Origin of the sequence: Aestuariivirga sp. (genome assembly GCF_044238155.1) — a bacterium.
GTDB lineage: Bacteria > Pseudomonadota > Alphaproteobacteria > Rhizobiales > Aestuariivirgaceae > Aestuariivirga.
This window is the reverse complement of the sequence record NZ_JBIIDX010000159.1, coordinates 1-7809: the sequence shown is the minus strand read 5'-3', so window position 1 is coordinate 7809 and position 7809 is coordinate 1. Positions and strand designations below refer to the sequence as shown.

Here is a 7809-nt window from a genome sequence, read left to right as displayed (position 1 = left end):
CATGACTCCGGAATGTAAGCGTCAAATGAATGGTGAACGTAGCCTTGAGCGACTCTGAACTTGTTTATTGTGATGGGAGGAACGATTGCGTCGTTGAAATTGTGAAGATCATTGTCAGTCTCTGCCAAGAATCGCAATGTCTTGCGAATGGCGTTGAGATGCGTCAAGGCACTTGGAATCTGTTGAACTAGGCCGTGTTGCCTTTTCCCCTTAAGCGTCTCGGTTTTTACAGAGATCGTACCGTAACTGCGGCATCACAAGTCGCATCCGAATTGCATGATTTCCGTTGGGTTGAAATCCTCTGTAGTACCAGTCCTTCAAAAATTGAGTGGTGGTGTGAATTGGCTGAACCTACAGCATCATTGTTATCGAGCAGTTCAATAATCAGGCAGGTGAGTAGTCATGCAGCCTGGAAATTGTCACGAAGTAAGTGATTACGAGTTACGCCCCAATCGATCATGTTGTCTGAGGCGTCCCAGTTCAATTCACTGTCGCATATTTATCCAGTATCCGACGTAATTCTCTATCAAATTCCCGATAGTAATCCTTTTGGTAGTGTATGCCTGAGAAACCCCAAATATGCTGCTTGTCTGCAATAGCAGGAATGTTTGCGATCGAAATTTGATCACACTGGATTTCAGCTTCAAATACCTCTTCCAATTTCCTGATGCGTATATTGGCGACAAAGTGATTCACCTGTTTCTTTGGCCCGAAGGGATAAAGATCGCCACGTTCATCCAGAAAATATTCGGCCCACCTCGCCCTATGAAGTATAATCCTGCATTGGGGAATATGATTTTTCAAGAATGAACTCAGGTTTCGGACAGAGTATGCAAACTCCTCCAGATACTTGACTGGTTCAACCACTGCGTTGAAGACTTTTGATTGATCCAGGGTCTTCCACAGAGACGAGCGTTGCAAGATGTAGCTGTTGGTGACGACACTATCAGCTATTCTGACTACTCCCCTGCGCGAATCAAGGAGCAAATCCACTATAAGAAAATCCGGTTTTACGTCCCGTAGATTTGACAGGAAGCGTTTTGAAAAGTCGATGCGCAACTTCTCAGCCTCACCCTCGCTTAGGCCGGCCTCTATATCAAGTGGCAGTTCAATCGGCTTGCTATTGAGGCTGACAATAGCAGATTGCTGATATCGGGGTATTAGCCTCACCTCTAGCCTTTGACGGGGATCTTGATGGTGATACCAGTCTTCAGATGCGCAAGTTCCGAGAATAGCAATCTTAGTCATTGCAAACCTGTAATCAGAGTTTATTGGAAATCTGACATGCAGACACAGTTGTCACGTGACATGCCTTGACTTCAACCTGACGATCGCTTTGTACAGATCCGATAGCGTTTTGGTACTGGCAATTTGATTGCTGGGTATACGAATTGAAAAGTGCTCTTCTGCCTGAAGCAGAAGGTTGATGTGCGTAAAACTGTCCCATCCCTCAACAGTCTTCGCGCTTGATGCCAAGGATAGTTTGTCGGGATCTGTGCGGAATACGAGAGCTGCCAATTTGAGGAGTTGCTGCTGCAGGACATCAAGATCGGCAAGATCAGATTGGTCAATGCGCTCGATGTGCCGAGCAACCAAGTCACGCAGCGCGGCAAGGTTGGGTTTTCCGGCATCACCTCTCGGAATGGACGCAACCGCAATAATCCTCTTTGGCACCTTGAGTCGTTCCAGCTCCAACCGGCAGAAATCCGTCAATGCGGCTTCTGAGACCGGATTGGACAGCACTACGACAGATACAGCAATTTCCTCAAATGTTGTATCTTCGATTCCGAGTGTTACCGCTTCGAGCACAGCCGAATGGCGCAGCAGGCATTCGTCAATTTCGTCTCCTCGAATGAGAGTGCCACCAGAATTTATTACCAACTTGGCTCGGCCCAGAAATTCAAATGATCCATCATCCAGCATACGCACCATGTCGCCTGTCTTCATCCAGTGGTCTGGTGTGAAAGCAGCCTGCGTCCGGGCAGAATTCTGATAATATCCACGAAACACATGCGGACCTTTGAGTTCAAGCTCACCGATGTCCATCTGGCCACCTGATGCCGTCATCGGCACAATACGTGCCTGACAATCTATTGGCTTTCCGAGCGTGCCGATGCGCCCCATTTCCGGATGACGTCCGGCATACAACGCGGAAGTTACCGTTTCGGTCAAGCCATAGAGATTGTAGATCTTAACACCGAACCGTTCTTCGAAATGGTTCCACAGTTTTGGGCGCAGCAGTGACGCAGAACTGAGAATGCCTTTGAATAAGTCCGTCCTGAAACAGTTGTTACTTGCGGCTGTACGGTCGATCAGGCTCAGCACGGTGGGGTTCGTGACCATGTGAGTGGCGCTGTACTTCGTGATCATTCCGATCCAGTTCTCGAAGTCCGAAAGATCTGGTGCTCCCGGTCGAATGGTTGAACCTCCGGTCGAAACTGTCAGCATAAGTCCAAATATGAGCCCGTCAGTGTGCGACAGTGGCGTCGGGATGAATACGCGCGTGTCGGAATTGAAGTGAAATAGTCGGGTCAGAGTTCCGAGATGTGAGGCCAGATTGTACCTTGTGATTTCAACACCTGCTGGTTCGCCTGTTGTTCCAGAGGTGAATATCAGATAGGCTAATTCCTCTGGATCATGCTCTTGCTCTGCAGGCAACTCGAAACCTTCATTTGCGAGCATTTCCTCGCCCTCGACAACAAGTACAGGCTCAAGCAGTCGATGGATAGAGTCTTTGCGATGCTTGCCTGTATCAAAAGGGAGCATTGCTGGAACAAGTCCCATAAGCAAAGCAGCGACGAAGACTGAGCTTGCCAATACCTCATTTTGCAGCGAGATGATAACTCGGTCGCCTGAAATTGGTTTGCAAGAACGCAATGTAAAGCTGGCGCGACAGACCAGTAATTTGAAGTCTTCATGCGTATAGGTTTGATCAGGCGTGATGAAAAAAGGTCTGTTACCGCCTTTGTTGATGCTGTCCCACAGCTCCGAAAGATCCAGCATCGTCCCTACTCATCCTGATTGTCGCGGTGGACGTGGGGACGAATGGCTCTACCAGGATTTCCGGATACCAGCATTCCCCGCTCAACAGACCTTCGAACAATGGAACCGGCCGCGATGAAGGAGTCAGCGCCGATCGTAACATTTGGCAGTATAGTTGTACCGGCACCGATCACGCAGCCCTCACCAATCCGGATATTGCTTGCAAGAGTTACTCCAGGCCCAATGCTGACGTAATCTTCGACGATTGTATGATGTCCGATTGATGTTGATCGGTTCACCAAACAGAAATTACCGATAATTGAGCATCCGCCTATAACGGCTTGAGCATTAACAAATGAGCCTCCGTGCACGCGTGCGCTTGAGAAGATGACGGCTGATGGATCGATGATCGGCGGGGAGGGCGTCAGGCCTTTCGCCAGTGCAAGATCAGTCAACGCACGCCGGCGCCTTGGGTAAAAGGCAACGGGAACAAAAGTATAGCCCTTGAACTGATCGCCTATCTCTTTCAGGCTGACAACAGCCTGGCGGTTCGAGAGCCTTGGTGAACCATCGACACTCACGGCTGCAATAATGGAAACGCCAGCCCTGGTGCATACCTCCTCGAATTCGACCACGATCGGGGATCGTACGCCAAACAGAATGGTTTGGAGCGGCCTGTTTAGTCCAGAGTTTTCCATCAGCAACATTGTAGTGAACTTTGTTAAAAGCTGAAGGGATCATGGCTTGTCTCTGGGCATTTATCCAGTAGCTTCTGGCCCGGTGGACGATAGCTGCACCCGTTCGTTACCGTTGCCCATCCAAGGCGGGGCCCGCGGTCAATCATGTGGCAAGTAGCCGCCGCTGCGGTGGCTGTTGATCGCCTTCAGATAGTGAAATAGCTAACGTGTTTATCGTTCCGTGGCTGAGTTCTGTAGTTGATGCAGTCACATCTTCGCGAAAGAGAACCTGAAAACGAATTGCCCTGTCAGTTGGCAATCGTGAGCCGGGCGATGGTCTCTTCTACGGCATTTTCCCATCTGCCCGGCGTGATGCCGAAGCGGCTTGTGAATGCCGATGTGTCGAGGCGAGAGTTCGCGGGACGGCGCGCTGGCGTAGGGTAATCAGTGCTGGAGATAGCTTCGAGCCTCGGCCTTCGGCTGCCATGCCTGGCACTTGCATTGAAGATGGCTTCTGCAAAGCCGTACCAGTTGGTGCTACCAGCATTCGTGAGGTGGTAGACACCGTTTGCTGCGGCAGGGTTGGCGGAAAGCTGAGGTGCAAGGTTGAGGATGGTCTCGGCGAGATCGATGGCACTGGTGGGGTTTCCGGTCTGGTCGCTGACGATACGCAGGTTTTCGCGCTCTGCTCCAAGGCGCAGCATAGTCTTCAGGAAGTTGGTACCGAAGGGACTGAACACCCACGACGTGCGCAGGATAATGCTTGATGGGTGCGCGGCCATAACTGCCTGCTCACCATCGTGTTTCGAGCGTCCATAGACGCTGAGCGGATTCGGGGGGTCAGTCTCGACATAGGGCACTGGCTTGGTGCCGTCGAAGACGTAGTCGGTGGAGAGATGAATGAGGGGCACAGCGAGCCTTGCCGCAGCCTTTGCAACGGTGGCAGCGCCATCGCGGTTGATGGCGAAGGCGTGAGCTGGCTCGCTCTCGGCCCGGTCAACAGCGGTGTAGGCAGCAGCGTTGACGATGAGGTCAGGTCTGGCAGCAATCATCACCGCTTCGGCCTCGTCGTGGCGTTCGAGGTCAAGTGCGGGCCTGCCCAAGGCAAGGAGTTCGAGGTGACTTCTTCGTTGCGCACATTCTGCAAGCGCTGTCGCAACCTGGCCTCTGGTTCCCGTGACGAGGATGCGCATTCAGCCATTGGCTCCTAGTCGCTGACCAGCATAGCGTGCCTCGCGCAGCGGCCGCCACCACGCCTCATTGTCAAGGTACCAGCTGATCGTCTTGCGAAGGCCGGTGTCGAAGCCATAGTGCGCCTTCCAGCCAAGTTCGGCTTCCGCCTTTCTGGCGTCGATGGCATAGCGGAGATCGTGGCCCGGTCTGTCGCCCACGAAGGTGATGAGCTCGCGGCGCGAGGCTGAGGGCAGGGGACGGGCTTCGTCGAGGAGGTCGGCGATGGTCTGGACAACGGCAAGGTTCGAGCGCTCGTTGCGGCCGCCGATATTGTAGGACTGGCCTGTGCGGCCCCTGGTCAGGACAAGTGCCAGAGCGCGGGCGTGGTCTTCGACATGCAGCCAGTCACGCACATTCTCGCCCGTGCCATAGACGGGGAGCGGTTTGCCCTCAAGCCCGTTGAGGATCATCAGCGGGATCAGCTTTTCAGGGAATTGAAAGGGCCCGTAATTGTTGGAGCAGTTGGAGAGCACCACGGGAAGCCCAAAGGTGTGGTGCCAGGCCATGACGAGGTGATCCGAGGAGGCCTTGGAGGCTGAGTAAGGCGAGGAGGGCGCATAGGGCGTTGCCTCTGTGAAAAGACCGCCACTGAGCGGCAATTCGCCAAACACCTCGTCGGTTGACACGTGATGAAAGCGGAAAAGCAGTCGCCTCTCTTCCGGCAGGCCGTCAAGATAGGAACGTGCAGCCTGAAGGAGCGCATAGGTACCCAGGATGTTGGTTTCAATGAAGGCGCCAGGGCCATCGATCGAACGGTCGACATGGCTTTCTGCCGCAAGATGCATGATTGCATCCACACCCTCCTTTTCCATCACCCGCTGGATTGCGCCGCGCTCACGGATATCGAGCTTGTGGAAGCTGTAACCCGGGTGGCGCTCGAGCATGGCCGTCGCGCCCTCGGTGGCGGCATAGGTAAGCTTATCGATATTGACGACATCTAGCCCCAAATCGAGTAGCAGGTGACGGCAGACCGCCGAGCCTATGAAACCGGATCCGCCGGTAACCATGACTTTCATTGCAACACCTCTAGAACTGGAGTTCCGACCGCATCTTGGAGAGCGGTGCGGCAGCGGCATCCCTGGCCGACTGCATGGGTTCCTGGCCCGGGGGCAGCGGCCAGGCGATTGCCAGGCTGGGATCGTTCCAGGCAATTGCCCGTTCACATTCGGGCGCGTACGGGCTGGAGACCTTGTAGAGCACCTCGACACTGGGCTCGAGTGTCAGGAAGCCGTGGGCAAAGCCCTCTGGAATGTAGAGTTGGTTGAAGGCCTCGGCCGAGAGCGTGCAGGACACCCAGCCACCAAAGGTTTTCGACCAGGGGCGCAGGTCGACGGCGACATCGAAGATCGAGCCACTGAGAACCCTTATGAGCTTGGCCTGCGCGTGCGGTGTTTTCTGGAAATGGAGGCCGCGCAACACGTATGCCTCCGCCGACAGAGACTGGTTGTCCTGTACCCAGTCACATGCAACACCCGCGTCAGCAAACCGCTTGCGCTGCCAGGTCTCGGCGAAAAAGCCGCGCGCGTCGCCCAGGCGTTTTGGCGTTATCTCGAGAACACCGAGGCCGATGTCTGTGACCTGCATCAGTTGCTGCCCCGTGGCGCTGTGGTTCCTTCCGCCACGATGCGGCGGAGATAGGCGGCGTACTCCGTCTTGCCAAGTGCTGCGGCTCGTGCGGCCACATCATCTGCCGTGATCCAGCCTGAGTGGAAGGCGATCTCCTCAGGACAGCAGACCTTGATGCCTGTTCTGGTCTCGATGGTGCGAATGAAGGAGCCCGCATCATGCAGGCTGTCATGCGTTCCCGTATCGAGCCAGGCATAGCCACGCCCAAGGCGCTCCACATTGAGTGCGCCGCGCTCAAGGTATGTGCGATTGACATCGGTAATCTCGAGCTCACCTCGGGGTGAGGGCTTCAGTGACCTGGCGATCTCCACAACGTCTGCATCATAGAAGTAGAGCCCCGTAACTGCCCAGTTGGACTTGGGCTCCCTCGGTTTTTCCTCGATGCTGGTTGCCTTGCCAGCTGCATCAAAGGAGACCACGCCATACCGCTCCGGGTCGGAGACGTGATATGCAAAAACCGTTGCGCCCGACGTCCGAGCCGCTGCGGCGCCGCACTTTGCCTGCAACTGGTCACCATGGAAGATGTTGTCTCCCAGAACCAGGGCGGCGGGCCCGCCATCGAGGAACCGCTCCCCGATGATGAAGGCCTGCGCCAGCCCGTCCGGCGAGGGCTGCTCGGCATACTGCAGGCTCATCCCGAAGGCAGAGCCATCCCCCAGCAGGGCCCGGAACAATGGCAGGTCCTGTGGTGTGGAGATCACGAGGACTTCCCTGATCCCTGCCAGCATCAGTACCGACAGCGGATAATAGATCATTGGCTTATCGAAGACGGGCAACAACTGTTTCGATATTGCGAGTGTTACCGGGTAGAGTCGCGTGCCGCTGCCGCCGGCGAGGATGATGGCTTTTGTTGTCTTCTTCATTCGGCCTTGTTCTGTTGTCAGCAATTGAGGTGAACGGACTCGGTCATCAAATCCGTGCCCTGGACGACCTGCCAGGTACTCGAAGAGGACCCTGAATATAGAGCATATAGTAGCCTGTTATCAAAGAGCAGGGGGTATCGGAAAGATACGTGAGCAATCCCTCACCCTAGGATACGCTACTACAGCGTCAGGGCCCATTGATGAAGTCTCTTGAAGCAATGACGAAGATTACGCTTCTTGGGTAGATCGCGCAGCATGCGTAGGGACAAACCAGTATACTGGGAACTGAGAGGTTACCGTGAAGTCCGGTGTCCGAACCTGCGATAAAAGATTGTTAATGCGGCTTGGCCTACCACTAAGGTTTGTCAGGGTCTGTGAGTTTGACGGCCTTGATGTGACTGTGGGTTGTTTTCCGTAGAGCAGTCCTG

At 54.5% G+C, this 7809-nt stretch carries 7 protein-coding genes; all 7 read right to left on the bottom strand.

Annotation, left to right across the window (positions count from 1 at the left end; all coding sequences use genetic code 11):
- Positions 1-480: 480 nt before the first annotated feature.
- Positions 481-1248 carry a DUF6270 domain-containing protein gene (locus ACILRN_RS14415; protein WP_395689438.1) on the bottom strand — a complete coding sequence of 256 codons (768 nt, stop codon included), beginning with the start codon at positions 1246-1248 and terminating at the stop codon, positions 481-483.
- 51 nt (positions 1249-1299) lie between these two features.
- Positions 1300-3003, bottom strand: coding sequence for an AMP-binding protein (locus tag ACILRN_RS14410; protein WP_395689435.1), 1704 nt, complete (start codon positions 3001-3003; stop codon positions 1300-1302).
- A 5-nt stretch (positions 3004-3008) separates the two neighbouring features.
- Positions 3009-3689, bottom strand: coding sequence for an acetyltransferase (locus ACILRN_RS14405; RefSeq protein ID WP_395689433.1), 681 nt, complete (start codon positions 3687-3689; stop codon positions 3009-3011).
- A gap of 278 nt (positions 3690-3967) precedes the next feature.
- Complete coding sequence (gene rfbD / locus ACILRN_RS14400) at positions 3968-4852, bottom strand: dTDP-4-dehydrorhamnose reductase (protein WP_395689431.1); 885 nt, start codon at positions 4850-4852, stop codon at positions 3968-3970.
- The gene (rfbB, locus tag ACILRN_RS14395; protein WP_395689429.1) at positions 4853-5908 is read right to left on the bottom strand and encodes a dTDP-glucose 4,6-dehydratase; all 1056 of its coding nucleotides are present in this window, start codon (positions 5906-5908) and stop codon (positions 4853-4855) included.
- Between the two features lie 10 nt (positions 5909-5918).
- The gene (gene rfbC / locus ACILRN_RS14390) at positions 5919-6476 is read right to left on the bottom strand and encodes a dTDP-4-dehydrorhamnose 3,5-epimerase (RefSeq protein ID WP_395689428.1); all 558 of its coding nucleotides are present in this window, start codon (positions 6474-6476) and stop codon (positions 5919-5921) included.
- Entirely contained in the window at positions 6476-7381 is a 906-nt protein-coding gene (gene rfbA, locus ACILRN_RS14385; RefSeq protein WP_395689426.1) for a glucose-1-phosphate thymidylyltransferase RfbA, read from the bottom strand. Before rfbA ends, rfbC begins: the two co-directional genes overlap by 1 nt.
- Between the last annotated feature and the right edge of the window lie 428 nt (positions 7382-7809).

Excerpts from the sequence above, each read along its gene's own strand:
- ACILRN_RS14415 (WP_395689438.1), bottom strand. The coding sequence starts at position 1,248 with ATGACTAAGATTGCTATTCTCGGAACTTGCGCATCTGAAGACTGGTAT.
- ACILRN_RS14410 (WP_395689435.1), bottom strand. The coding sequence starts at position 3,003 with ATGCTGGATCTTTCGGAGCTGTGGGACAGCATCAACAAAGGCGGTAAC.
- ACILRN_RS14405 (WP_395689433.1), bottom strand. The coding sequence starts at position 3,689 with ATGTTGCTGATGGAAAACTCTGGACTAAACAGGCCGCTCCAAACCATT.
- rfbD (WP_395689431.1), bottom strand. The coding sequence starts at position 4,852 with ATGCGCATCCTCGTCACGGGAACCAGAGGCCAGGTTGCGACAGCGCTT.
- rfbB (WP_395689429.1), bottom strand. The coding sequence starts at position 5,908 with ATGAAAGTCATGGTTACCGGCGGATCCGGTTTCATAGGCTCGGCGGTC.
- rfbC (WP_395689428.1), bottom strand. The coding sequence starts at position 6,476 with ATGCAGGTCACAGACATCGGCCTCGGTGTTCTCGAGATAACGCCAAAA.
- rfbA (WP_395689426.1), bottom strand. The coding sequence starts at position 7,381 with ATGAAGAAGACAACAAAAGCCATCATCCTCGCCGGCGGCAGCGGCACG.